The following is a 24,519-nucleotide window of genomic DNA, read 5'->3' as shown; positions in this document are numbered from 1 at the left end:
TTAACTACTTTTTGGTGATGGGTCGATGGGTTTGTCATTATTGAAAAGATTTTAAAAACTTCATCTGGCATTTCATCCAAAATTTAGTTCTACAGACTTATACCAGTCTTCATCGCTGTAAGCGCTCCAATCTATCCACTGTTCGTCGGTCATGGATTTGCGCCATTGAATAAATGGCTCGACATCGGGACCAACAGGATGTCTTAATTTCCAGGTCCCACTTTCCGCCACTTCCAAAATTTTGTCCGCGACCAATGTTGGTGGTGTTTTAAGTGATGCTGAGAACAGTCCGGCGAGACGCTTTGAATGTGGATAAAGAGACTCCTTATCTATACTAATGCCACCTGCCATTTGTGTATTTATAATTCCTGGCTTTGCGATGGCAACACGAATGTTGAAGGGTTTTACTTCGCCAGCCAAAGCTTCACTCAAGGCTTCAAGTGCAAATTTACTAGCCGCATAAGCCCCCAGAGGACTGCTTGAAATATGACCGGAAACTGAGGATTCATTTATATTGCACCTCTCCTGACTCTTCCTCATTTCGGGAAGGACGCTTCTCAACACTCCAAAATAATTAGTCTCCATAACGGATTTAAAATCTTCCAGGCTGAGTTCTTCATCAGAACCATGACGTTCTATACCGGCATTATTGACTAAAACGTCTATATTTCCATACTTACTGACTAAGGAATTCTCGCCTTTTTTGACGGAGGCATCAGAATCGACATCCATTTCAGATACAATAATATCCAAAGATTCGGCAGCTATCCTTTGTTTAATATCCTCAGCCATCGAGGTGTTTCTCATGGCAGCAAACACTTTATAATCAGATTTCCCAAAAGCAAGAGCAGTTTCAAGACCAGTACCTTTGCTCGTTCTTGCTATTAATACGTTTTTCATTTTTTAGAGACTTGAAAAAAATTAGTTGCTGGGGCATCATGAACAGTGACATTAAACTTTAATCCAAAAGTTTTGAGTCATAATAAGCTGTTTCAGAAATTATTTTTCCCTCCTCATTAAAATCCATTAAATAATGAATGGGTAGGACAATGGCCTTTTTGTCTGATTTGCGAGTAAGATTGATATTCCACCAAGATTGCACAACACGGGCGTCTCCCATTTCATAGTGCAGATAGTCTGGATATCCTACCATATCTACACTTGTAATATCATAAGTGTCGAATATCCTCTTGTCTATCTCCTTTTGCTCTGTTAAAGAAATACTTTCATAGGTTGAAGAACTTGAATCCATAAACCTGGCATTTTCATCATAAAAAGAATAGGCCTTATCTAAATCTTTGTTTTCTAAAGCGTACATCAATTTGCGAACGCTGTTGATGTTTTCATGGTGGTTGTAGATGATGCCGTTCTTCCTGTCGCTGTAACTTTGACGAATTTCTGAGCCAATATTGGCGTTGTTGTAGGTAATAATGGTTTGTATTTTATTGTCTTTATTGACTACAAACAATCGGTGCATAGGCTGGTTTATTTTAACTCCTGTTTTTTTGTGAACTCCTTTCAAGTCTTCCCAGGTTTGTACCCATATGACATCTTTCTGGTTATCGTCTTTGTATTCCAATGCGTCAGGATAGGCTCCTGGGGTACGGCTTATTGAAAAATAATCAAGCGCATCATTCCATCCTTTGGCAGCATTTGAAAAGGTTTCTTTGTTTTGCCCTTTTTCGTTTGGGTTGATGCTTACACCATTGTAAGCCATAAAATCATCGGCTAAATAACCAGCCACTTTCTGGGTGTCGCCTCTTACAAAAGCCTGCGTCATAGCTTCCACTGTTGTAATGGCCGGATGATCGATGTAAATCGTTCCGTTCTTTTTTTGCGAATAGGTGATACCAGCAATCAGCATCATTACCAATAGCATTGTCGTTTTAATTGTTTTCATTGTTTTTGAATTTAAGGAGTCAATTTTCTATTTGATTTTACTTTGACTAATTATTTAAAGTTGCCTGAACGGATCTGAATTTCATCCCCAATTCCCTTTGCTTCAATCTAATACTGTAAATAGAGGGGAAATGCCGATTTCTATTTTCCTGTAGCGTCATATAATTTTTTTGTATCTACATACTGCTGAAAAGCCGTGATTTTTCCATCGTTTAAAGTCCATAAATGGGCGACCTGAGCGTTGAAATTATTACCGTTGTTATGCTTGGCATCATAACGCAGGGTAGCCAGAACCTGATTACCCCTCATATTATGTAACTCGATGTCCTGTAAGTTGAAAGACTTGTATTCTGCACCCACTCTGGCAAAAACACCATTCAATACCGCCTCCGGACCGATGTACGGATTGCCATCGGCATAGGCATTGCTTTCAGCTTCATTCCAAACGATGTTTTCATCCATCAATTCCAGGACTTTAGGGATTTCACCTGCTGAAAAGGCCTTATATAACTGGTCAACGATGACAACATTATTAGGGTTAAAAAGAAGTGGGGAGACGTCCCAGTAGCCGAATTCTTTTACAATCTTTCCATCTACAAACTGCGCGGTCATATGTGCTGGAATTTCATAGGTATTCCCATCGGCTTTGAGTGTGCCTTGCCAAAGCCCCCAGTAGTTGACCCAGGTTTCTCCCTCATCGGTGACGATCATTTCATACTCATCTTCTTCATCTACAAAATCCCATGACGTAAAAAGTGAGGCATCTTCTTTGTTGGATTCGATAACCTCAGTTAGAGATTTAGCCTTATCTTCGGTAACATTGTTTGCGATCTTTGCGGTATCCGCATAATGCATGGCAAAACTTTCCCAGTCTTGGTTTTCATAGTCGGTGATGACTTTTTTGTACGTGTCAATTTGCGCAGATTCCTGAGTGTAGCGTTCCTGGTTTTGACAGGCTATAAAAAGGCCTAGTGTAAGTCCTGCTAAAATTAGTTTTTTCATAATATTGATTTATTTAATCGTTTTCAGAATTGATTATGTAGGAAGTCTAGCCCTGCCAACTATGACAAGGGCTATTGTAAACAACAGTCTTGTTTATGCCAATAAATTACCAGCCTTTTACAGAATGTGCTGGGGAGTCTTTGGTTAAGATTTAGTGGGAACATAGGATAACTCTGGCATCATACGTCCTTCCATATGCTCCATTTTAGTCACATATTGTGAAAGTTCTTTCCAGAGTTTACCAGCATCCTCTCCCAAGAGTTTCTGATTTTCTTCGGTTCGTTTGGCATGTTCCAAAGGGCTTTCTGCTGAGCTGGAGACCAGTACATAGGCTTCAGGATTTCCAAATCCACTCATATAAAAACGATAGTGGGAGGCCGAGCCTTTTTTCGTGTAAAGCTCCTTGAATTTTCCAGCTATTTCGATGATTTTTTGACGGTCACGGGCCTTGTGGTATAAGACCATGTTTTTCCTATAGTTCTGACCTTCAGGGGATATATTAATGCCACCAGGCATATAAGAATATTTTTCACTCAACATGATAATATTATCACTGTGGGTGTCATAATGCTCGTCAAATTCTTCAAATAGCTTCGCGAATTTTTCATCGCCAAGTTTTGCACGTGTATTTGGTAAGAATTCCTCTCCCAAATCTTCCCAGCCGTTAACGGGGGTCATGGAAATAACTCGGTTGTCATTAGTCCATAAGACATGCCATCCTTTTTCTTCTTTATTCTCTTTGGCTAAGTCTGCCAAATTTTTGGATATTTTTTCGTAATCTTCAGAACTGGAAGGATAGACGTGATCGACGTGGATTCTGTACGGCTGAATTTGTCCAGTACAAAACGTTGTACCCATAAGAATCAGGACCAGTACTTTTAAAATTTTGCTGATTGTTTTCATGATATTTAGTTTTTAATTAGATAAATCTTTGTTGAGTTTCCACAGGTAAGACCAGCCTGTATCGACAGCCTTCTTCCATTTGTCGGTCATTTCTTTGGCTTTTTTATCACCGTGTACTTTTTTATAAACTGCAAACGGACTGTCTTTTTTATCGTCTTCATCCAAAGCAGCATAACTAGGAAATGTTTCAGAGACCATATAATCGGGAGCCTCTTGTCCTCCACCCATAAAGCTATACCAATAACCTCTTGGTTCGCCTTCTTCAGCAGCCAGAGTTCCAGAGACCTCTTTAACAACCTCGTTAAACAAAGCTCCATCCTTTACTTTAAAATAGGTCACCCAAACCAGCTCAAAGTCTGTACTCGTGTTCTTTTTACTCCATTTGGGTATGGTTTTAGTAATGTTGTAGACCGCTTTTTCGACATGTGGCATAATAAAGTTCATGGCTACGATTCTGCAGGCTTCTCCTGCTTCATCTTCTTTATCCATTTCAGCCCAGTTGGGCATGAAACCCGATACCCCAAATACATTTCTTTCGCCCTGCACTCTCGACCAGAAGTTCCAGGAATCGGTACCATCATTTTCCTTGTAACAGGCTTTCCATTGTTTAACACCTCCCAGAAACTGAGCAGCATGTCCTTGTTTGATGGTAAATTCTGTTAAGGTCAATAACTGCGTATCTGCATCTTGAGACATAGCCATCAACGGCAACATCAGGATAATCATAACTAATTTTTTCATAACTAATTTTTTTAAATTTATGTTAATTTAACAGTTGAAAAGTATTTAAGAAAGACTTGTCTGTCAATCACATATTGATGTGGTTATATGCTAGAAATGAGTATCTTTGATTTATATCCGCCTATTAAATTGAAAGTCAGGGTTTTAATCGGTTGTGTGTTGTGGGTCATCATTTCAATGGCTTCACTACTCCTCGCGCAAAATTCAATTCAGGTAGAGAAGCTTACTACTCAAGAAGGCTTGAATTTTAGACATGTAGATGCTGTTATCCAGGATAGAGAGGGATTTATGTGGTTTGGTACGACTCAGGGTATTGCCAAATACGACGGTAACCAATTTATAATCTTCGACAGTAGTAAGGGTAACCCGCATTTTATTCCTTTTGAGCAGATCTCTAAATTCATATATCAAGAGACTTCAAATACATTGTGGTTTATTGCTAATCACAAGTTATTCGCCTTAAATCTCGACACCGAAAAACTTAACATAATCAAGGATCCAGAGAAAATACTCGCAGGAGAAGTCCTGGAGATTGCACTGGATAAAACTGATAATTTGTGGGTTGTGACTGATGAATTTGATTCGTATAAAATAAAGCGTCAGTTTCTTATAAAATTCGATGGTAACTCATTCAGATTAATCAAGTCTCTTGAGCGAAAAAGTACGGGCTTTACCTCTATAGATATTACAGCTACCAATCTTATTTGCTGGTCTACTGTCAACCATGGGATCATGTTTCTGAATCAAAACGGCGAAATATTACAGAACAAAATTTTAGAGACTTACGACTGGTATGGTTATAAGATTCATTTCGCAGAGTCTTTTTTCGATTCTAAAAACAGTCATTATTATTTTTCTGAAAGTAAAGGCGGCGTTGATGTTTATAAAGATTTAGAATTTAGCCATACCCTTTTAAAGCATAAGGAAGTTTTTTAGATGCATATGGGGGCATTTGGTTTGCAGGAAAAAAAGAACTGTTTTACCTCGATGCAAACCGTAAGATTATAGATTACAGCTACGATGTTTCGAAAAAAATGAATTTCAGCAGTATTAATACCATTTTTTTGGATGACTCAAATCTTTTATGGGTTGGGACAGATAACGGGTTGCTAAAAGTAAAACTTAAACCTCAAAATTTCGAAAGGATTCTTGAAAATAAAGATAGGAAATGGGGTAAAACCTTTAGAAGTATTTTTCCGTTGAAGGATGGTTATGTGGCCGTCATGTGTGAATCTGAAAACCAGCTTTATAAAATAAATACTGCTGGTAACGCATCGCCTATCCTATTGCAGAATTCTTATCAAAAGCTGAAATATGCACGGTTTTTTGTATCAGATACAGTAAAGAATAAAGCATTCACAGTCAATAATTCTTTAATCGAAATCGATTTTAACTCACAGAGTTTAAACACCTATGACGAATTTAGCTTTTATTTGAATGAAACAAAACCCAACCCAATTTTAAGACTAAAAGACGGTTCACTTTTAACTGGTTTTAAGCTTTCAAAATTAATTCAGATAGATGCTGATACTAAAGCATTTTCACTCATTTTTGATAGTCAACCCTTAAAAGATTACGAGCTCATAACCTATATACAAAGTGAAATCAATCCTGAAATCATATGGATTGCCACTCAGAGTCAGGGTCTTTTAAAAGTTAATCTCAATGGAACTATAGAAGAAGAATTCACGGTTAACACGAATCCGTCTTTGAGTAAAAATTCGGTTTTATCATTGCTGGAATATAAAAATAATCTTCTAATAGGCACTTTTGGAGGGGGCGTTAATGTTTTAGATCTCGAAAAGCATACGATTGAAGTTATAGATAAGAAAAAAGGTTTGTCTGATAATAATGTTGTGTCTATCTTACCTGCTGATGCCAATAAAATCGTTGTGGCTACATATAACGGGTTGAGTACTTTCAATTTAAAAACCAAAATGCATTACAATTATTTTGTGGAAGACGGGTTAACACATAATGAGTTTAATTATACGTCTGCCTATAAAGATATAAACGGAAACTTTTATCTTGGCGGTCTAAACGGAATCAATAAATTTAAATTTGAAGAGCTCTTCCAGGAATATACTTTACCTGCTTTAAATTTTACAGGATTTGAAGTGTATAACCAAAGAAATAAAAGCACACGACGAATCAGTAAATTAAAAGAAGAAGCTATTGTTTTAAGTCCCTATGACCAGCATTTTATGATAGACTGGTCTATTCCCGTTTACTTTGGGAAAAGTCAATATTCTTTTTATACCAAGCTAGAAGGTTTTGATCAGGACTGGTTTTACCAAGGCAGTGCTAACAGTATCAGGTATAATAAATTACCCGCCGGCACTTATAATTTCAAAGTGAAAGGAATGGATGCTAACGGAAATGAGAGCAGGGCAGGGCTGAGTATTCCAATCTATGTGGAACAGATATTTTACAAGCGCTGGTGGTTTATAAGTCTGCTTGTTTTGTTTGTTTTTGGTGTCATTTATCTGTTTTTTCAGTACAGATTGAATCAGGCTTTAGCAATGGAACGCTTGCGGACAAAGATTTCGAGCGATTTACATGATGATGTGGGTTCTATGCTGACAGGATTGGCGATGCAAACCGAAATGCTGGAGATGCAAACCAATCATAAAATTGATAAAAACAGGTTGCATAAAATTACAACTATGAGTAGAGATACGATCTCTCACATGCGAGATCTAGTCTGGAGCATAGATAGCAGACGAGATACCTTTGCCGATTTATTGGAACGCATGCAGGAGCTGGCAGAAGAAATGCTTCTTCCTGCTCAAATCGCTTATAGTATTGATGCTGATGTGATAAACCCTAATAGAAAAATCAACTTTAACTGCAAGCGCAATCTTTTTTTAATATTCAAAGAAGCCATCACTAATATCCTTAAACATTCTAATGCTGATAAAGTAAACGTAAAGATTTCCAATAAAGACGAGCAGTGTATACTTCACATAAAAGACAACGGCCGTGTTGAAACTTTTGAAAGTGGATCAGGAATGGGTCTGGCCAATATGAAATTAAGATGTGAGAACATTAATGGCCAACTCACTTTAGATTTTGAAAACGGCTTTGGGGTAAAAGTTTACTTGCCGCATAGTATTTAATATAATTCACATCAAGATGTGGTTGGAAGGTATCAATAATTATAAGTACTTATCCCTAAAAAATTGCCAGCACAGATTAACATCGCAATAGTAGAAGATGACCCGGTCGTTTTAGACGGGTTGGTGTCATTTTTCACTATGCAAACAAGCATTAAGCTTTTGCATACTTTTGGGAGTGTGGAGAAGTTCATCGAATGGATAGACAAATCCAGTTCCCCTTTTATTTTGTTGCTTGATATTCAATTGCCTGGACAGAGCGGAATCGAGGCCTTGCCAAAAATAAAAACGCTTTTACCAGAACTGGAAGTGATTATACTTACCACCTTTGAAGAAACCGATGTCATTTTTAAAGCTCTAAGTGCCGGGGCCTGTTCATATATCTCCAAACGAAGTTCGTTGCCCAAAATCAAGGAGGCGGTTGAAGTGGTTGCTCAGGGAGGCTCCTATATGTCGCCAGCCATCGCCAGAAAAATTTCAGATTACTACAAACCCAAACCCAAAAGTCAGCTTACCGAAAGACAACTTGAAATCGTTAAGGGTATTGTGATAGGTAAGAGTTATAAAATGATTGCCTCCGATTTATTTATTTCTCTGGATACAGTGAGGAGTCATATTAAGAATATTTATAAGGCTTTGGAAATCAATTCTAAAGCTGAGTTGATTCGCAAATCGTATGATAATGAGTTGTGAGTTGGATAGTATTGAGTTGTAGACGTTTTTCGTAAAATCGTGTATTATAATCGAATAATCGTTTAAAAAGTGAATGGTGAAGGGTGAAATTCCTCCCCAGCCGTTCCAAAGGTGTAGAGTGAGTGTTTGATGACTTTTTTTCGTTTACGCAATAGCCAAGTAGACCATTTGACAAGTTTTATTACTTTAAATGATGATTAGTTAGTGATAGAAACGGCCGACTTTTTATCGAATTGCAAAAAATAAAATCGTGGCGAAGTTTTGGGTGGAAGAGTAACGCCCACGTTCTGGCGCGAGCGTTCCGCTCGTTTCCTTTCGTCTCGCCTGCCTTTGCTGCCAGGCAGGCTCGTGTCCTTGGAAATGTCTATTGCTTGTGGTTTTGATTTTCTGGATTAACGGTGTTAATCCAGATGAGAAGCCCGCTCCTGCAAATAGAAATTCAAAAACCGCTATCGCGTTTTTTGTCTTTTTTGTTGTCGCAGGCGCGAGCGTTCCGCTCGTGTCCTTTTGTCTCGCCTGCCTTTGCTGCCAGGTAGGCTCGTGTCCTTGGAAATGTCTATTGCTTGTGGTTTTGATTTTCTGGATTAACGGTGTTGATCCAGATGAGAAGCCCGCTCCTGCAAATAGAAATCCAAATCCGCTATCGCGTTTTTTGTCTTTTTCATTGGGTACACCCCTACAAGCAAGCTTGGGTTTGTACCCAATGAAAAATCCAATACCTTTGGGTATTGGATTTCTGCTTGATGTGGGTCATACTGGATTCGAACCAGTGACTTCTACCCTGTCAAGGTAACACTCTGAACCAACTGAGTTAATGACCCGGCTTAAAAATAAAAAACCCTAACTTTCAGCTAGGGTTAGTGGGCGATGAGGGGTTCGAACCCCCGACCCCCTCGGTGTAAACGAGGTGCTCTGAACCAGCTGAGCTAATCGCCCCAAATTGGGATTGCAAATATAAACCTTATTTTGATTTCTCAAACTAAAAGCTTTATTTTTTATAAAATTTCTGCCACTGTAAAGGTACTTCCACCTACAAAAATTAAATCCTCTTTTTTTGCTTCTCTCCGTGCGGCCTTTAGCGCGTTATCTACCGTTGTAAAGGCTTTACCGAAAAGCGCATAGTCCTTGGCTTTGTAATATAAGCTGGTTGCTTCCATACCTCTGGGAACGTCAGGTTTAGAAAAGTAATACTTAGCCGTTTTAGGAAATAAAGGTAGAACGCTATCCAGGTCTTTATCGTTTACAAAGCCTAAAACGATGTGTAAATCCTTAAATTTCTCCTGTAGTACTTGCTCTATTACTAAAGTTAGACCTTCTTTGTTGTGCGCCGTGTCTGCAATTATCTTAGGGTACTCGTCTAAAATATCCCAACGTCCTCTTAATCGTGTATTGGCTTTAACTTCTGCTAAACCCCTTTTGATAGCTGTTTTGGTCACTTTCCAGCCGTCTAAAGCATTTAAAACCTCAAGACTTTTCAAACAGGTTTTTAAATTGAATTTTTGATAACTGCCTTTTAGATCGCAATTGGGTAGAGGAGTGTCCCATACTTCAGCAAAGTGTATAGGAGCCATTTCTTTTTTAGCTTTTTTCATAAATACAGCTTTGGTTTTAGGAGTGGTTTCGCCAATTACTACAGGAACCGTTTTCTTGATAATTCCTGCTTTTTCTCCAGCGATTTTTTCCAAAGTGTCTCCTAGAAAAGCCATGTGATCCATGCCTATGTTGGTAATCACAGAGAGGAGGGGAGTGATGATATTGGTAGAGTCGAGTCGGCCGCCCATACCCACTTCAATAATGGCTATATCCACCTTTTTAGCAGCAAAATAATCAAAAGCCATTCCTACGGTCATTTCGAAAAAAGACAGGTTTTGAGTTTCGAGAAAAGTCTTGTGCCGGGCTATAAATTCAATCACATTGGCCTTAGGAATGTGTTCGCCGTTGATTTTGATTCGCTCCCTGAAATCTGTAAGATGAGGAGAGGTATACAGACCAACGTTATACCCTGCGCTTTGCAACACAGAAGCCAACATATGACTTACAGACCCTTTTCCATTGGTGCCTGCCACATGTATGCTTTTGAACTGCTGCTCGGGATTTCCTAGCGCTTTGGTCAAGGCTAAGGTATTGGTTAAATCTTTTTTGAAGGCTGTTTTGCCTTGCCGCTGGTACATAGGAAGTTGATCAAACATCCAGTGTAGCGTTTCAGTATAGGTCATTTGTATTTATTCAGATAATTTAAAAACGTAAGTGATAAAACCGATTTGTGTAGATGGCGCTTTAGAATCACTGTTGAATTTTGTTGCCAGTGCTGCTCGCTTGGCGGGATCCAAAAGGCATGTACTTGAGTTGGTGGTTCCTTTGGCGCCTGGCGTTGCTTTCACCACGTCACCCATTCTGTTGACTTCTATTCTCACAACCACCTCTCCGGACTCATCACATTCCTGGACAAATTTCTTTTTAGAAAGGGCTTTTCTTCCACCAAGTCGGTAGTTGCCATCTCCATCCAGTCCTTTTCCAGTTCCGTAATAGTTTTTGGCATTGGGGTCACCTTCCGGGTCGCCTTTATCTCCTGCCTGATTGTCGGTGCCTTCTCCGCCTTCAGCCTGTCCGTCATTTTCGGGCCCGTTCATCAAACTTTCCATAGCATCGGTAACCGATTTTTCCGGTTTTTGCTCTTTGACAGGTTCGGGTTCTGGAGTAGGTTCAGGTGGAGCTTCCTCGACTTTTTCCTGAACCTCTTCCTTTGGCTTTTCGGGTTGCTTTTTGATTTCTTTTACAACCTTTTCTTTTTCTTTGATGACTGGAGCTTCTTCAAGGTCCTGAGTCACTACATCCTCCTGAATATCCTCAACAACAGCTTCTTCCACTTCTTGAGGTGGTGGAGGCGTACTTGCAGGTTGTGGAGAAGTTTTTAATGGTGTACTGGGTTGTTCGTCGCCAGAACCCATATCTGTCGTTCCAAAATTAATTGCAATGCCTCTCTGCTCCGGAGGATCCATATAGTTTAATCCAAAGAAAAACATCAGCAACACAAACAGGATATACAGCCCTGTGGTGATGAGGAAGGATTTCTTCTCGTGTTTGGTCTTAAATATGCTCACGATTTAGTTGGGTTTCACAGCCAGTACAATTTTATATTTATTTCTGTTGGCAATATCCATTATGAGTACCGCTTTTTCAATAGGAACTCCTTCCGCGGCACGCAAAATGATTGTAGGTTCCTCAATACCGCTCAGCCTGGATTTTAGAGCTTTTTCTATGCTCTTGAAATTGACTTCTTCTTCATCGATATAAAATTTCAAATCTTCAGTAATGCTTACGGCCACGTTTTGTTTGGAAGTGGTCTTTCCTTTGGCTTTTGGTAATATTAAATCCAAAGCTTCGGGGGTGATTATTGGAGACGTCAACATAAAAAAGATGAGCAACAAGAACACAATGTCTGTCATAGAAGACATGCTGAAGGTGGCACTCACTTTATTTCTACCTCGTAAATTCATAACTAACTAGGTTCGTTCAATAAATCCAGAAAATCTACGGCGGTAGCTTCCATCTGGTGTACCACTTTGTCGGTTCTGACGACCACGTGGTTGTAACCGATGTAAGCAATAATACCAACGATAAGGCCAGCCACAGTTGTGGTCATTGCGGTATAAATACCTTCGGCCAGCGATCCCATTTCGGCTTGGCCGCTGCTGCTCGCCAGCTCATGAAAAGCAATAACCATTCCTATCACCGTTCCCAAAAAACCAATCATTGGGGCAGCACCGGCGATGGTTGCCAAAACACTGACGTTTTTTTCCAGCTTGTAAACTTCAAGTCGGCCGGCATTTTCTATGGCAGTATTGATGTCTTCCAAAGGGGAGCCAATTCTGGAAATCCCCTTTTCAGTAAGCCTTGCTACCGGTGAGTTTTCCTGTGCACAACGCATCTTTGCCGACTCAATATTGCCTGATGTCACGCTGTCTTTGATCTGGTTCATAAAATTCTTATCGGTTCTGGAAGCTGCTTTGATAGCGAAAATACGTTCAAAATAAATGTAAATTGCAAGGAACAAAAGCACGGCCAAAATCAATATGATAATAGTTCCTCCTGGCCCACCACTGAACATTAAATCGATGATGGATAAGGTTTTCTCTTCAACAAGTTCTTCTCCGGCGACAGGAGTTTCTTGAGTAAATGGTATCAACATGAGTTATGGTGTATTTATGATATAAACAACGCTAATGTAAGCAATTAATTTTATCACTTCATAAGTATTTCAGCATTAGACCAATTGTTTTAGGGCAATCTCAAAAGCCACACTGCTGATGTGTTTTTTGTCATTGTTATTTTCAAAGGTATGCTGAATGGCATTTTCAATGGTGATAGAAATATCATTAAAAATCGCCTCATCGGTCATCAAAACTTTGCGTTCCATAAAGTAAGCAAAGACTCTGGCCATACCACAGTTGGCAATAAAGTCGGGAATCACGCTGGCCTTTTGGTCGGCGTATTCCATGATAGGACCAAAGAAGATTTCCTTGTCTGCAAAAGGCACATTCGCCCCACAGGAAATCACTTCCAGACCATGCTCCACCAAACTGTCAATCTGGTCTTTTTGAATAAGTCTGGAAGAAGCGCAAGGGGCAAAAATCTCTGCGCCAAGCGACCAGAACTCTTTATTGGCCTTGTCAAAAGGAATTAAATCCTGGCTTTTTAAGGTGTTTCCTTCTTTAGCTAAAAACAAGTCTTTGATCTGTTCATAAGTATATCCGTCTTTATTGATCAATCCCCCATCTCGGTCCAGGATACCAATGATTTTAGCCCCCATTTTGGAGAGGTAAAAGGCTGCTGCAGAACCCACATTTCCAAAACCCTGGATAATAGCTGTTTTACCTTTTACATCACCCCCGTAAATATTATAAAAATGCTTTACCGACTCTGCAACGCCATAGCCTGTACACATGTCGGCCACAGTGAATTTTCTCAATACATCTGGTGTATAATCGGTGTTTTCTATAACCTTGATCACACCTTGTCTCAGCTGACCAATTCTGTTGATTTTATCGGCTTCTGTAGGTTGAAAATGCCCGTTAAAAACACCTTCCTGTGGATGCCACACCCCACAGCTTTCAGTGATGGGAATGACCTCGTTGATTTCATCTACATTCAGGTCTCCACCAGTTCCGTAATAGCTTTTCAACAATGGCGAAACCGCCTTATACCAGCGTTCCAAAACTGCATGTTTCCTGGGGTCATTTGGGTCGAAATTAATGCCCGATTTTGCACCGCCAATGTCCGGGCCAGACACTGTAAATTTTATTTCCATGGTTTTTGCCAAAGACAGCACCTCATTTTCGTTGAGTCCTTCTCGCATGCGCGTTCCACCGCCAGCAGCGCCACCTCTCAGTGAGTTGATCACCGTCCAACCCTCGGCTTCCGTTTCAGAATCTCTCCAGTGAAACACTATTTCGGGCGCTTTATCTTCGTATTTTTTTAAAAGTTCTTTCATAAGAAATCTTCGCGTTTTGATGATTTGCTCGCAAATATATAGATTCAGTAAAGCATGACTAATTATAGATTCAATAATTCTTAAAAATCTATTAAGGCAATAAAACTCGACCAGAAGAATGATCTCGCGAAGCCCCCGTGACCGATGCCAGAACATTCACTTCTCCACGCGCTTTCAAAACCCCCAGAAGGGCAAAAATCAAAGCCTCTTTGTAATGAATCACTTCAGGGTTTGGGATGACAAGTTTGGCATCACATTGCTTAGAAATCAGCTCCACCAAATAGGTATTGAAGGCTCCACCACCCGTAAAAAGAACCTTTCGGTGACCAGTAATAGCCTTTGCAATTTGTTGAGCGAAGTGTTGTGTGCAGGTGCTTATTATTTCTTCGGAACTCAATTCTGTAAGATTCAATAGGGGGAGAAATTCAGCTTCCAGCCATTCGATGCCTAAGGATTTGGGCGGGGGTTTGGAATAATACTGAAGCTTTTCCAGTTTATAACCAAGCTCAACATTTGGAACTGAAGTTCTGGCGATAGAGCCGCTTTCGTCAAATTCTTTTCCAAGCCTGTTGGCATAAATATTCAGGATTTTATTGACAGGGCAGATGTCATAAGCAATACGCTGATTATTCTTTTCAAAGGAAATATTGGCAAAGCCCCCCAGATTCACACAGGCATCGTACTCTCCAAAAAGCAGGCGATCGCCAATAGGAACCAAAGGGGCACCCTGTCCGCCCCGTTCCACATCCTGTACCCTGAAATCGCAGATGACTTTTTGTTTGGTCAACGTGGCCAGCTTTGGCAGATTGCCAATTTGGTAAGTGAATCCCTTTTCGGGTTGGTGTAAAATGGTATGACCGTGAGAAGCGATAAAATCAATGTCAGACAAGTGGTTCTCGTTGATAAATCGGTTGATATAGTCAGCTAGCAAAAGCGTGTAGTCTTCATCCAGGGTTTTAATGTGCTCTAAAGGCCAGGTGTGAGCCTGTTTCAACTTTTCTATCCAGATTGAGGAATAGGCATAAGTACTGCCTGTATGAATTTCAAAAGAAAAGGGTTTTCCTTTTTGGAACCTGCAGTGCAGAAGGTCAATTCCATCGAGGGAAGTGCCAGACATGACGCCGATAACAGAATAGGTGTTCATAGATGAGTTCTCTGTGCTCAAAATTAATTTAAAGTCCTCAAATCCTGTACTTATATCTATTTTTTCTGAAGGAACTTTTGCTTCATGTTTTTTTACATTAATCTTAAATTATGAAAGCTTTGATTGAAAATTCTTTAGGTTAATCTTATATTTGTGTCAAATTTTTAATAAAACTGAAACAGAAATTATATGGATTTTAAGTTGACAGAAGAGCACGAAATGATTCGCCAGGCAGCGAGAGATTTCGCTATAAATGAATTGAAACCCGGGGTCATCGAACGTGATGAAAAACAGGAATTTCCTAAAGAGCAGGTTAAGAAAATGGGTGAACTTGGTTTTATGGGAATGATGGCCTCTCCAGAGTATGGAGGAGGTGGGATGGACACCGTTTCTTATGTGTTGGCAATGGAAGAGTTATCCAAAATAGATGCGTCGGCTTCTGTTGTGGTTTCTGTGAATAATTCGCTGGTATGCTGGGGACTGGATACTTACGGTACCGAAGAGCAAAAGAAAAAATATTTATCCAAACTGACCACAGGTGAGAAAATTGGAGCCTTTTGTTTAAGTGAACCTGAAGCGGGAAGTGATGCGACGTCTCAAAAAACGACGGCCATAGATAAAGGGGATCACTACATCCTTAACGGCACCAAAAACTGGATAACCAATGGGAATTCAGCAGAAATATATCTGGTGATAGCTCATACCGATAAAGAGAAAAAACACCGTGGAATCAATGCGTTTATCGTAGAAAAAGGCATGGAAGGTTTTGAAGTGGGTCCTAAAGAACAAAAAATGGGCATTCGCGGAAGTGATACGCATTCGTTGACCTTCAATGATGTGAAAGTGCCTAAAGAAAACAGAATTGGAGAAGATGGTTTCGGATTCAAGTTTGCCATGAAAACTCTGGCTGGTGGAAGAATTGGAATTGCTGCTCAGGCTCTGGGAATTGCTGCCGGTGCTTATGAAATGGCAAAAGAGTATTCCAAAATCAGAAAAGCCTTTGGAACTGAAATCAAAAATCACCAGGCCATTGCTTTTAAACTGGCAGACATGCACACCAGCATTGAAGCGGCGAGACATATGGTTATGAAAGCAGCCTGGGATAAGGACAATGGACATAACTACGATTTGTCTGGGGCTATGGCTAAGCTTTATGCGTCTCAGGTTGCGATGGATGTAACAGTAGAAGCGGTTCAGGTTCACGGTGGAAATGGATACGTGAAAGAATACCATGTGGAACGAATGATGCGTGATGCGAAAATCACTCAGATTTACGAAGGAACCTCAGAAATTCAAAAAATAGTCATCTCCAGAAGTATTTTGGCAGACTAATTTTGAATTTGAATTATAGCAAAAGCCTGAAATTCTAAATCTAGAATTTCAGGCTTTTTTTGTTTGTCATTCCGACGATAGAAAGTGCAAAGTAGAAAGTAGAAAGTAGAATGACCTTTGACCTTCCCTAAATAGCGTTGACCGTTTAAAACCATTTACAGATGATAAAGAGCGGAAAACGTTTAGGACCTCGAAAGATTTATTCTGAGGATTTTAAATTAAAAATTGTCAAGTTTTATGAATCAGGAAAACATTCAGTTTATGAACTGGAAAAGATTTACGACATTACTAACCAAACGATTTACAATTGGATTTACAAGTATTCAAAGTACAATAAGAAGTCGGTAAAAGTTGTTGAATTTAAAGATAGTCATATGAATAAAGTTAAAGAAATGCAATCTCGTATAGCAGATCTAGAACGAGCTTTAGGGCAAAAGCAAATGAATATAGACTATCTAGAAAAGATGATAGAACTGGCTAAGCAAGACTATGATATCGACATTAAAAAAAACTCAAACACCCCACAATCTGGTGGTTCCAAGACCACAAAGAAGAATTAGATTATAGTCTTAATGCGTTTTATCGATGTTTAAACATCAGCAAACAAGCTGTTTATCAAGCGCGTAATAGACAAATCAAATTTGATTTAGAACTCATGGATTTAGTAAGTCAGGTCGACATTAGTTAGAGAAGAACATCCAGGTTGTGGGGTTGAGAAGTTGTATCGTACGCTCAAACCAGAGTGTATGGGAAGGGATAAGTTTTGTGAGATATTCATTGATTTAGGTTATCGTGTTAGAAGGATTAAAAATTATATAAGAACGACTACACCTACTCATTTGAATTATCCTAACTTAATTGAAGGAATGATAGTCACAGAGCCTTATCAGGTCTTACAAAGTGATATTACATACTTTGATATCGATGGTAAATTTTATTATCTAGTTTTTATAATAGATGTTTATACCAGAGAAATAATAGGCTATAATGTAAGTAAAAATATGCGTAAACAGAGTAACATAAAAGCTTTAAGAATGGCATTGAAACAGATAAAGTCTTCAGAACCAGAAACAATGATCCATCATTCTGACCGCGGTTCACAGTATGGTAGCGAGGCATATAAAGATTTGCTTGGAAATGCTGGTATAGAAGTGAGTATGGGATAAATTGCTCAAGACAATGCCTATGCAGAACGCATTAATGGAACGATAAAAAATGAGTATTTAAAACTTTGGCATATCAAGGATTTAAAGACTTTAAAAGCCAAAAAGCTATAAGGCATTACAATACAAAAAGGCAACACAGTGGCTTAGATGGAAGAACACCAAAAGCCTTTAGAAATTATTTGTTAGATTTAAAGAACTAAAAAAGACCAATGGTTATTATCTATGCTGAGGAAAATTATGAAATCAAATTAGAACTAAGCAAACAAGATTTTGATCCAAAAGAAGAACCTCAAGCTATTAATTGTCCAATAAAATTATGAAAAAAGTAAATTAGTATATTAATCAAAACGGTCAACCTATATCAGGGAATGACAGAATGAAATGGAAATCTTTATTCTATAGTTTGTATGAAAGCGTCGTGGGTCGTGGATCCTGTGTCCTGATTCCTTGAGCCTGCAAAGATTCATCAGTCGCGAAAAAGGCTTCTTCTGAATGACAGTGTGATCTTGTCATCCCGAGAAAGCGCAGCTTGTGCGGAGCGACGAGGGATCTCTTTTTCGTGTAGGATAGGTGATAAGTGGAATTTTTTAGTAAATTGAATAAAATTTTCATTAATCTTTAAAATGAAAACACTTGGGACTCATAACTATTACGTTTATATCCTTTCAAATAAAAATAAAACGGTACTTTAAACAGGTGTTACAAACGACTTACAGGGAAGACTTTATTTCCATAAAAACCCAACAGCATTATCAAAAGCTTTTACTACAAAATACAAATGCTATTATTTAATTTATTTTGAACATTTTCAGGATATTAATCAAGCTATAGCAAGGGAAAAGCAAATAAAAGGATACAGAAGATCTAAAAAAGAAGCACTAATCAATAATTTTAATCCAGAATGGGAATTTTTGAATGATAAAATTTAAGATGATCCCGACTCTAGGAGAAGTCTAATGCTTTTCGAAAGAAAAAGATTCATCAGTCGCTAAAAAGGCTCCTTCTGAATGACAGTGTGATCTTGTCATCCCGACGATAGAAAGTAGAAAGTAGAAAGTAGTCGGTAGTCAGTAGGGGATAGAATGAAAAGCGATATTCGGTGTTTCATAGTCTGTATGTAAGCGTCGTGGGTCGTGGATCCTGTGTCCTGATTCCTTGAGCCTGCAAAGATTCATCAGTCGCGAAAAAGGCTTCTTCTGAATGACAGTGTGATCTTGTCATCCCGACGATAGGAGGGATCTCTTATTGAAAGATATCAGAAGTTAGATTTCAGATATTAGAAGTAGGAAGTACTGCGTTTAGTGTTGATAAGTAAAAAGTAGTCTGTATGAAAGGGGAAATTGTATTCGATATGAAGTAGTTTGTGAGTTTTGAGTTGCTAGTTTGAAATTTGTCCCGCTAGGGACTATTTATAGGTAAAGGTAAAACAAATACATCACTTATCCAGCGTGCCGTAAGGTACGCCATATGATTTTGGGTTGTATATCTTAATCTATCACTTCAAGTTGGAAATCTACTGCTATCGCGAGCGTCTCACCTGCCTTTGCCGTCAGGCAGGCTCGTGAAGAAGCAGCCTTTAGTTTATTTAATTGAAACTTAGTCGTCAAGCATTGAATACTATTGTAGTCAAAAACACTTTTTAATTTTAAATAAATGTATTAACTTTGTAATTACATGATTAAGCTATGGAAACATCAATTATCAAAATCGGGAATTCTAAAGGTCTGCGTTTAAGCAAAACTATTTTGGAAAAATACAACATCAAGAATAAGGTCGAAATGATTCTGGAAAAAGAACAAATCGTTTTGAAACCCATCGACAATCCAAGGAAAGGATGGGAAAAGGAATTTGAAAAAATGCACGAGAATAAAGATGATGAATTGTTGATTAATGATGTCTTTGAAGACGAAAATCTCGACGAATGGAATTGAAACAATATTCTATTGTACTTGTAAATCTTGATCCGACCCAGGGCAGCGAAATCAAAAAGACCCGTCCTTGTGTTATTGTTTCGCCAGATGAAGTCAATAAATTTTTAAATACTATAGTTGTTGCACCTATGACAACTAATTTGAAAAAATATCCTACCAGGATAGGAGTTAAACACAAGGGTAAAAAAGGAATGATCGCCATTGACCAGATTCGAACAATTGATAAATCACGACTACTTAAAAAATTCGATCAATTGTCAAAAACTGAAATACAGAAGTGTAAAGCTATCATCAAAGAAACCTTTGTGGACTGATTTTTTAGTAAAGTCTTTTTGACTATAGAAAGTATAAAGTAGTCAGTAGGGAATAGAATGAAATGGAAATCGGTATTCTATAGTCTGTAGTTAAGCGTCGTGAGTCGTGGATTGTGTCCTGATTCCTTGAGCCTGCAAAGATTCATCAGTCGCTAAAAAGGCTCCTTCCATGTCTGGGCGGGACAGTGAGCCTTGTCATCCCGACGATAGGAGGGATCTCCCTTTCGAGTAAAAAGAGGAGTATGAGATATTTTTCAGTAAATTGAGTAAATTTTCATCAGTCAAAAAATGAAAACACTAGGAACGCACAATTACTACGTTTATATCTTAACCAATAAAAATAAAACGGTGCTATATACTGGTGTTACAAACAATTTACAAGAAAGACTCTATTTTCATAAAAACCCAACAGCCTTGTCAAAAGCTTTTACTACTAAATACAAATGCTTCTACTTGATTTATTTTGAACATTTTCAAGATGTAAGCCAAGCTATAGCGAGAGAAAAACAAATCAAGGGATACAGAAGGTCCAAAAAAGAAGCATTGATTGATGGTTTTAATCCAGAATGGGAATTTTTGAATGATAAGATTTAAAGTAATCTCGACTATAGGAGAAGTTTAATGCTTTTCGATAGATAAAGATTCTTCATTCCATTGCATTTCGTTCAGAATGACAGTGAGCCTTGTCATTCATGCGAGCGATCTTCCATTGTCATCCCGACGATAGGAGGGGTCTCTTATTGAAAGATATCAGAAGTCAGATTTCAAATAGTGGAAGTAAGGAGTACTGCCTTAAGTGTTGATAAGTATAAAGTACTAAGCAGTCGATATGAAACGGAAAATTATATTCGGTGTTTTATATTCAGTATTCGATATGAAGTAGTCTGTGAGTTTTTGAGTGCTTAGTTTGAAATAACATATTCACACCAAGCCCGTTTTGAAATGTCACACACCTGCTTAACGCATAAGATGTGGAACCTGTCCCGCTAGGGACTATTTATGGGTAAAAACAAAGACATCACTTATCCAGTGTGCCGTTAGGTACGCTATATCATTTTGTATTGTATATCTGTTAATCAATCATCTCAAATGGGTGGCCTACTGCTATCGCGATCGTCTAACCTGCCTTTGCCGTCAGGCAGGCTCTTGAAGAAGCAAGCCATTAGTTAATTTGATGGATTCCAACTCACCTTTGCCTATTACTTGTTTTGAAAAGTTTTTCTTCTAAGAAAAAATAGTAACCTTGCCATTCAAAAGCTAAACTATGAAAATTTCAGTAGAACTGACACTGACACCCATTCAGGACGATTATGAACCTATCATTATCGATTTTATAAAAGCCCTGCGTGATTCCGGACTTAGGGTTTTAGAAAATCCGCTGAGCACTCAGGTGTATGGCGAATATGACAAGGTGATGCAAATTCTGCAGGAAGAAGTCCAGACGGCATTTGAAGCCATGGACCGTGGTTTGCTGCACATGAAACTAGTAAAATCTGATAGAAGTAATTATGAGCCTCATTTTTGATTGGTTATTTTCAGAATATGAAAACACCCCAACTCATTTTATCGTTTTAGAAGTCATTGCCATTGTCTTTGGTTTTTTGAGTGTTTTATTTTCAAAAAAGGACAATATTTTGGTGTTTCCCACGGGGATTGTAAGCACGCTTATTTTTGTTTACATCCTCTATCAATACAGTCTTTTAGGAGATATGATGATAAATGCCTATTACTTTATCATGAGTATTTACGGCTGGTATATCTGGACTCGAAAAGTCGATGAGTCTCATTTTATTCCTATTGAAAAAGCTACGGCAAGAGAAAATGTGAAGTCAATTTTCATTTTCATAGGGACCGCAATTTTTGTTTGTATTGTCTATGAAGTTTTTGATAAGTGGGACGGATGGATCAGTTATATGGATGTACTGACCACGGCCATTTTCTTTGTAGGAATGTGGTTGATGGCTAAAAAAAGGCTTGAAAACTGGATTTATTGGATTGTTGGTGACCTGATTTCTATTCCTTTGTATTATTATAAAGGACTTACGTTTACTTCATTTCAATATATACTTTTTACTATTATTGCTGTTTATGGATTTTTAGAATGGAAAAAGAACTTGAACAAACCCAAAGAGACCTTACTAAAATAGTGCTCTTTGGTCCAGAATCTACTGGGAAATCGACTTTAGCGGAAGCTTTAGCTAATGCGTATCACACAGAGTGGGCACCTGAGTTTGCCAGAGACTATTTGCAAGAAAAATATAATAATTCTGCTGAGGTGTGTGCGCCATCCGACCTGATTCCTATTGCTAAAGGTCAAATTCAGCTAGAGAATGAAAAAGCAAAAAAAGCTAAAGAGTTCTTATTTTGCGATACCAATGTGCTTCAAACACTAACCTACGCCAAAACCTATTTCGAAAATTTTGAGGACCCTGTTCTTGAGGAGTGTGTAAAGCAACATGACTATGCTCATTACTTTCTGACTTATATCGATGCCCCCTGGGTTGAAGATGATTTGAGAGATAAACCCAATGAGAGAAACAAAATGTTTGCTATATTTGAAAATACGCTCATCCAAAGAGATATTCCTTACACTATTTTAAAAGGGGATCTCAGTCAGCGTTTACAACTAGCAAAATCAACCATTAAAACTCTTTAACTTTTATTATGAACTTCGATCCTACCGACCTTTCTCACATAAAAAAGCATGAACTTACAGTAAAAAAGATTGAACAAGATTTAAGTCATCTTAAAACTGGATTCCCTAAAGTCGAAATTGTTAAGCCAGCGACTTTAGATGATGGAATTATTCAACTACAAGCTGATAAAAAGGCTGAATTGAAGGAGGTTTATCAGCATTCAGGTCTTAAGGTTTTAAAATTCGTTCCTGCTAGTGGAGCTGCCTCCAGAATGTTCAAGTTACTTCATCAATTTCAAAAAGAATTTCTAACTTCTGAATTAAGCTTTGAAGACTTCCTAAACCAAGATCAATTTAAATCGCTTAAAGTTTTTTTTGAGTCTATCGAAAATATAGCATTTTATGAAGATTTAAAATCAGCATTAAACCAAAAAGGCATAGATGTAAAGGAGTTATCTGAAGGTGAAAAAGCCTTGAAGTTGACCGATGTAATGCTAGCTGAAGAGGAGTTTGATATGCCGAATTTGCCTAAGGGGCTTATTCCGTTTCACAGCTATCCTAACGAAAAATTAACCGCATTTGAAGAACATTTTTATGAAGCTTTAAGCTACGCGGTAAAGAATAAGAAAGTTCAGCTTCATTTTACAATATCTTCTGGTCATCTCGATGAATTTGAAGAGAAGTTGAAAAGATTTCAACCTATAATTGAAGAAAAAACTGGAGTGAACTATAAAGTTGATTTTTCATTCCAACATCCCTCTACAGATACAGTTTGTGTAGATGCAAGCGAAAATTTATTTAGAGATAAAGATGGTCAAATAGTATTTCGACCAGCAGGACATGGCGCGTTAATAGAAAATCTAAATCAACTTGAAGCTGATTTGGTTTTTATTAAAAACATTGACAATGTTTCTCATCAAAATTCTGCTATTGAAACCAATCAGTCCTCTCTGGACTACAAATCCATTCTTGCAGGACTGCTTATTCAGCTTCAGGAAAAATCCTTTTCTTTTTTGAAAAAGCTGGAGAAAGACCCAGATAATCAGGAATTGCTCGAAGAAGCAGTTTCTTTTTTAAGAAAAGAACTGAATGTTCACCTGAACATTAAAGATAAACAGGATGTGTCTCATTATCTCAACAGGCCGATAAGGGTTTGTGGAATGGTAGTGAATACAGGAGAGCCTGGTGGTGGTCCATTTTGGATTAAAAATGAGGATGGCAGTGTATCCCTTCAAATTGTAGAAAAGAATCAAATTGACTTATCGGACTCAGATCAAAAGGAGAAAATGGAAGCGTCCACTCATTTCAATCCAGTGGATATTGTATGCAGCATGAAAAATTATAAAGGAGAAGCTTTCAATTTGAAAGCCTTTGTAGATACCGAACGTGGATTTGTTGCTAATAAGTTTGTAGGAGGCGAACCCATAAGAGGGTTGGAACTGCCAGGGCTTTGGAATGGAGGAATGGCTCTTTGGAATACGGTTTTTGTAGAAGTACCTGTTGAAAGTTTCAACCCTGTAAAAGCAGTTATGGATTTGCTAAAACCCGGACATCAACCCCAGGCTGATGTTTGATACTAAGCTGCTTTATAAAGAACTTGAATTTCAATTTGCGCTGAGTGGTGGTCCCGGAGGGCAGCACGTTAATAAAACAGAGACCAAAGTCATTATCACCTGGCATCCTTCATCGTCAATTGTTTTTTCTGAAGCTCAAAAAAATCGAATTCAGGAGAAACTGGCTTCCAAAATCAATGCTGAAGGGGAGCTGAAATTAAGTGTTTCTCAAACCCGAAGTCAGCTTCAAAATAAAAAGCTGGCAGTATCCCTTCTGGAAGAGAAGCTCAAAAAAGCGCTTCATAAACCAAAAAGAAGAATCAAAACCAAACCTTCGCGCTCTTCCAAATTGAAACGCCTTCAAAAGAAAAAACAACATTCAGACAAAAAACAATTGAGGAAAAAGCCGAAGCTTTAGGGGACGATGTCATCCCGACGATAGAAAGTAGAAAGTAGTCGGTAGTCAGAAGGGATAGAATGAAATGGAAATCGGTATTCTATAGTCTGTAGTTAAGCGTCGTGAGTCGTGGATCTTGTGTCCTGATTCCTTGAACCGGAGAAGATTCATCAGTCGCTGAAAAGGCTTCTTCTGAATGACA

25 protein-coding genes, 2 tRNA genes and 1 pseudogene are annotated in these 24,519 nt (G+C 38.4%); 15 read left to right on the top strand and 13 right to left on the bottom strand.

Translation table 11 applies throughout. The features are described 5' to 3' along the window. Nucleotides 1-72: 72 nt before the first annotated feature. From LB450_RS09705 to LB450_RS09685, 5 genes are all read right to left on the bottom strand, one after another. On the bottom strand, nucleotides 73-900 hold the full coding sequence (locus tag LB450_RS09705; RefSeq protein ID WP_224487820.1) for an SDR family NAD(P)-dependent oxidoreductase: 828 nt from the start codon (nucleotides 898-900) through the stop codon (nucleotides 73-75). 58 nt (nucleotides 901-958) lie between these two features. Then, nucleotides 959-1,900: a nuclear transport factor 2-like protein gene (locus LB450_RS09700; RefSeq protein WP_224487812.1), complete on the bottom strand. Its 942-nt coding sequence runs from the start codon at nucleotides 1,898-1,900 to the stop codon at nucleotides 959-961. A gap of 140 nt (nucleotides 1,901-2,040) precedes the next feature. Further along, nucleotides 2,041-2,901, bottom strand: coding sequence for a nuclear transport factor 2 family protein (locus LB450_RS09695; RefSeq protein WP_224487810.1), 861 nt, complete (start codon nucleotides 2,899-2,901; stop codon nucleotides 2,041-2,043). A 144-nt stretch (nucleotides 2,902-3,045) separates the two neighbouring features. Then, nucleotides 3,046-3,804 carry a hypothetical protein gene (locus LB450_RS09690; protein ID WP_224487808.1) on the bottom strand — a complete coding sequence of 253 codons (759 nt, stop codon included), beginning with the start codon at nucleotides 3,802-3,804 and terminating at the stop codon, nucleotides 3,046-3,048. A 12-nt stretch (nucleotides 3,805-3,816) separates the two neighbouring features. Further along, on the bottom strand, nucleotides 3,817-4,545 hold the full coding sequence (locus LB450_RS09685; RefSeq protein ID WP_224487806.1) for a hypothetical protein: 729 nt from the start codon (nucleotides 4,543-4,545) through the stop codon (nucleotides 3,817-3,819). 96 nt (nucleotides 4,546-4,641) lie between these two features. On the opposite strand from LB450_RS09685, the gene LB450_RS09680 reads away from it, so the two are divergent. The 3 genes from LB450_RS09680 to LB450_RS09670 all read left to right on the top strand — a co-directional run bounded on the left by LB450_RS09680 (nucleotide 4,642) and on the right by LB450_RS09670 (nucleotide 8,354). Then, entirely contained in the window at nucleotides 4,642-5,481 is an 840-nt protein-coding gene (locus LB450_RS09680) for a two-component regulator propeller domain-containing protein (protein WP_224487804.1), read from the top strand. A gap of 98 nt (nucleotides 5,482-5,579) precedes the next feature. After that, nucleotides 5,580-7,664: a sensor histidine kinase gene (locus LB450_RS09675; RefSeq protein WP_224487802.1), complete on the top strand. Its 2,085-nt coding sequence runs from the start codon at nucleotides 5,580-5,582 to the stop codon at nucleotides 7,662-7,664. A 63-nt stretch (nucleotides 7,665-7,727) separates the two neighbouring features. Beyond that, nucleotides 7,728-8,354, top strand: a complete 627-nt coding sequence (locus tag LB450_RS09670; protein WP_224487800.1) for a response regulator transcription factor — start codon at nucleotides 7,728-7,730, stop codon at nucleotides 8,352-8,354. 746 nt (nucleotides 8,355-9,100) lie between these two features. Here the strand turns inward: LB450_RS09670 and LB450_RS09665 are convergent. The 8 genes from LB450_RS09665 to LB450_RS09630 all read right to left on the bottom strand — a co-directional run bounded on the left by LB450_RS09665 (nucleotide 9,101) and on the right by LB450_RS09630 (nucleotide 15,010). Continuing rightward, nucleotides 9,101-9,175 (bottom strand) — tRNA-Val (locus LB450_RS09665). Between the two features lie 40 nt (nucleotides 9,176-9,215). Continuing rightward, nucleotides 9,216-9,290 (bottom strand) — tRNA-Val (locus LB450_RS09660). Nucleotides 9,291-9,349: 59 nt separating this feature from the next. Next, the gene (locus LB450_RS09655) at nucleotides 9,350-10,570 is read right to left on the bottom strand and encodes a bifunctional folylpolyglutamate synthase/dihydrofolate synthase (protein ID WP_224487798.1); all 1,221 of its coding nucleotides are present in this window, start codon (nucleotides 10,568-10,570) and stop codon (nucleotides 9,350-9,352) included. Nucleotides 10,571-10,576: 6 nt separating this feature from the next. After that, entirely contained in the window at nucleotides 10,577-11,455 is an 879-nt protein-coding gene (locus LB450_RS09650) for an energy transducer TonB (RefSeq protein WP_224487796.1), read from the bottom strand. 3 nt (nucleotides 11,456-11,458) lie between these two features. Then, entirely contained in the window at nucleotides 11,459-11,851 is a 393-nt protein-coding gene (locus tag LB450_RS09645; RefSeq protein WP_224487794.1) for an ExbD/TolR family protein, read from the bottom strand. A gap of 2 nt (nucleotides 11,852-11,853) precedes the next feature. Further along, nucleotides 11,854-12,543: a MotA/TolQ/ExbB proton channel family protein gene (locus tag LB450_RS09640; protein WP_224487792.1), complete on the bottom strand. Its 690-nt coding sequence runs from the start codon at nucleotides 12,541-12,543 to the stop codon at nucleotides 11,854-11,856. A gap of 75 nt (nucleotides 12,544-12,618) precedes the next feature. Then, nucleotides 12,619-13,845, bottom strand: coding sequence for a Glu/Leu/Phe/Val dehydrogenase dimerization domain-containing protein (locus tag LB450_RS09635; RefSeq protein ID WP_224487790.1), 1,227 nt, complete (start codon nucleotides 13,843-13,845; stop codon nucleotides 12,619-12,621). Between the two features lie 91 nt (nucleotides 13,846-13,936). Next, entirely contained in the window at nucleotides 13,937-15,010 is a 1,074-nt protein-coding gene (locus tag LB450_RS09630; protein WP_322962769.1) for an anhydro-N-acetylmuramic acid kinase, read from the bottom strand. Between the two features lie 168 nt (nucleotides 15,011-15,178). Here LB450_RS09630 and LB450_RS09625 point away from each other — a divergent pair, with 168 nt between their 5' ends. The 12 genes and pseudogenes from LB450_RS09625 (at nucleotide 15,179) to arfB (ending at nucleotide 24,338) form a co-directional block, all read left to right on the top strand. Further along, on the top strand, nucleotides 15,179-16,321 hold the full coding sequence (locus tag LB450_RS09625) for an acyl-CoA dehydrogenase family protein (RefSeq protein WP_224487788.1): 1,143 nt from the start codon (nucleotides 15,179-15,181) through the stop codon (nucleotides 16,319-16,321). 161 nt (nucleotides 16,322-16,482) lie between these two features. Next, nucleotides 16,483-16,881 (top strand): transposase, encoded by a 399-nt coding sequence (locus LB450_RS09620; protein ID WP_224487786.1) that lies wholly within the window; start codon nucleotides 16,483-16,485, stop codon nucleotides 16,879-16,881. A 186-nt stretch (nucleotides 16,882-17,067) separates the two neighbouring features. Continuing rightward, a complete protein-coding gene (locus tag LB450_RS09615; RefSeq protein ID WP_224487784.1) occupies nucleotides 17,068-17,487 on the top strand; it encodes a DDE-type integrase/transposase/recombinase in 420 nt (139 codons plus the stop codon). 704 nt (nucleotides 17,488-18,191) lie between these two features. After that, nucleotides 18,192-18,416 (top strand): annotated as a pseudogene (locus LB450_RS13845) (GIY-YIG nuclease family protein); the annotation flags it as partial. A 756-nt stretch (nucleotides 18,417-19,172) separates the two neighbouring features. Continuing rightward, complete coding sequence (locus tag LB450_RS09605; RefSeq protein WP_224487775.1) at nucleotides 19,173-19,418, top strand: AbrB/MazE/SpoVT family DNA-binding domain-containing protein; 246 nt, start codon at nucleotides 19,173-19,175, stop codon at nucleotides 19,416-19,418. Further along, nucleotides 19,409-19,732, top strand: a complete 324-nt coding sequence (locus tag LB450_RS09600; RefSeq protein ID WP_224487773.1) for a type II toxin-antitoxin system PemK/MazF family toxin — start codon at nucleotides 19,409-19,411, stop codon at nucleotides 19,730-19,732. Before LB450_RS09605 ends, LB450_RS09600 begins: the two co-directional genes overlap by 10 nt. Nucleotides 19,733-20,020: 288 nt before the next feature. Next, complete coding sequence (locus LB450_RS09595) at nucleotides 20,021-20,326, top strand: GIY-YIG nuclease family protein (RefSeq protein WP_224487771.1); 306 nt, start codon at nucleotides 20,021-20,023, stop codon at nucleotides 20,324-20,326. A gap of 670 nt (nucleotides 20,327-20,996) precedes the next feature. After that, on the top strand, nucleotides 20,997-21,257 hold the full coding sequence (locus LB450_RS09590; RefSeq protein WP_224487769.1) for a thiamine-binding protein: 261 nt from the start codon (nucleotides 20,997-20,999) through the stop codon (nucleotides 21,255-21,257). Next, nucleotides 21,241-21,879 carry a nicotinamide riboside transporter PnuC gene (gene pnuC / locus LB450_RS09585; protein ID WP_224487767.1) on the top strand — a complete coding sequence of 213 codons (639 nt, stop codon included), beginning with the start codon at nucleotides 21,241-21,243 and terminating at the stop codon, nucleotides 21,877-21,879. The genes LB450_RS09590 and pnuC overlap by 17 nt, the downstream gene beginning before the upstream one ends. Beyond that, a complete protein-coding gene (locus LB450_RS09580) occupies nucleotides 21,834-22,388 on the top strand; it encodes an AAA family ATPase (protein WP_224487759.1) in 555 nt (184 codons plus the stop codon). The genes pnuC and LB450_RS09580 overlap by 46 nt, the downstream gene beginning before the upstream one ends. An 8-nt stretch (nucleotides 22,389-22,396) precedes the next feature. Continuing rightward, nucleotides 22,397-23,941 (top strand): DUF4301 family protein, encoded by a 1,545-nt coding sequence (locus tag LB450_RS09575; protein ID WP_224487757.1) that lies wholly within the window; start codon nucleotides 22,397-22,399, stop codon nucleotides 23,939-23,941. Further along, nucleotides 23,934-24,338, top strand: coding sequence for an alternative ribosome rescue aminoacyl-tRNA hydrolase ArfB (gene arfB / locus LB450_RS09570; protein WP_224487755.1), 405 nt, complete (start codon nucleotides 23,934-23,936; stop codon nucleotides 24,336-24,338). The genes LB450_RS09575 and arfB overlap by 8 nt, the downstream gene beginning before the upstream one ends. Nucleotides 24,339-24,519 lie beyond the last annotated feature (181 nt).

Source organism: Psychroflexus curvus (genome assembly GCF_020164585.1).
Taxonomy (GTDB): Bacteria; Bacteroidota; Bacteroidia; order Flavobacteriales; family Flavobacteriaceae; genus Psychroflexus; species Psychroflexus curvus.
The sequence above is the reverse complement of the archived record's forward strand: the minus strand, read 5'-3'. Positions and strand labels throughout refer to the sequence as shown.

Coding starts and splice junctions, on each gene's coding strand:
- LB450_RS09685 (WP_224487806.1), bottom strand. CDS start 4,545: ATGAAAAAATTAGTTATGATTATCCTGATGTTGCCGTTGATGGCTATG.
- LB450_RS09620 (WP_224487786.1), top strand. CDS start 16,483: ATGATAAAGAGCGGAAAACGTTTAGGACCTCGAAAGATTTATTCTGAG.
- LB450_RS09575 (WP_224487757.1), top strand. CDS start 22,397: ATGAACTTCGATCCTACCGACCTTTCTCACATAAAAAAGCATGAACTT.
- LB450_RS09705 (WP_224487820.1), bottom strand. CDS start 900: ATGAAAAACGTATTAATAGCAAGAACGAGCAAAGGTACTGGTCTTGAA.
- LB450_RS09600 (WP_224487773.1), top strand. CDS start 19,409: ATGGAATTGAAACAATATTCTATTGTACTTGTAAATCTTGATCCGACC.
- LB450_RS09635 (WP_224487790.1), bottom strand. CDS start 13,845: ATGAAAGAACTTTTAAAAAAATACGAAGATAAAGCGCCCGAAATAGTG.
- LB450_RS09690 (WP_224487808.1), bottom strand. CDS start 3,804: ATGAAAACAATCAGCAAAATTTTAAAAGTACTGGTCCTGATTCTTATG.
- LB450_RS09645 (WP_224487794.1), bottom strand. CDS start 11,851: ATGAATTTACGAGGTAGAAATAAAGTGAGTGCCACCTTCAGCATGTCT.
- LB450_RS09595 (WP_224487771.1), top strand. CDS start 20,021: ATGAAAACACTAGGAACGCACAATTACTACGTTTATATCTTAACCAAT.
- LB450_RS09590 (WP_224487769.1), top strand. CDS start 20,997: ATGAAAATTTCAGTAGAACTGACACTGACACCCATTCAGGACGATTAT.
- LB450_RS09615 (WP_224487784.1), top strand. CDS start 17,068: ATGGGAAGGGATAAGTTTTGTGAGATATTCATTGATTTAGGTTATCGT.
- LB450_RS09675 (WP_224487802.1), top strand. CDS start 5,580: ATGAATTTCAGCAGTATTAATACCATTTTTTTGGATGACTCAAATCTT.
- LB450_RS09640 (WP_224487792.1), bottom strand. CDS start 12,543: ATGTTGATACCATTTACTCAAGAAACTCCTGTCGCCGGAGAAGAACTT.
- LB450_RS09580 (WP_224487759.1), top strand. CDS start 21,834: ATGGAAAAAGAACTTGAACAAACCCAAAGAGACCTTACTAAAATAGTG.
- arfB (WP_224487755.1), top strand. CDS start 23,934: ATGTTTGATACTAAGCTGCTTTATAAAGAACTTGAATTTCAATTTGCG.
- LB450_RS09695 (WP_224487810.1), bottom strand. CDS start 2,901: ATGAAAAAACTAATTTTAGCAGGACTTACACTAGGCCTTTTTATAGCC.
- LB450_RS09680 (WP_224487804.1), top strand. CDS start 4,642: ATGAGTATCTTTGATTTATATCCGCCTATTAAATTGAAAGTCAGGGTT.
- LB450_RS09655 (WP_224487798.1), bottom strand. CDS start 10,570: ATGACCTATACTGAAACGCTACACTGGATGTTTGATCAACTTCCTATG.
- LB450_RS09700 (WP_224487812.1), bottom strand. CDS start 1,900: ATGAAAACAATTAAAACGACAATGCTATTGGTAATGATGCTGATTGCT.
- pnuC (WP_224487767.1), top strand. CDS start 21,241: ATGAGCCTCATTTTTGATTGGTTATTTTCAGAATATGAAAACACCCCA.
- LB450_RS09625 (WP_224487788.1), top strand. CDS start 15,179: ATGGATTTTAAGTTGACAGAAGAGCACGAAATGATTCGCCAGGCAGCG.
- LB450_RS09605 (WP_224487775.1), top strand. CDS start 19,173: ATGGAAACATCAATTATCAAAATCGGGAATTCTAAAGGTCTGCGTTTA.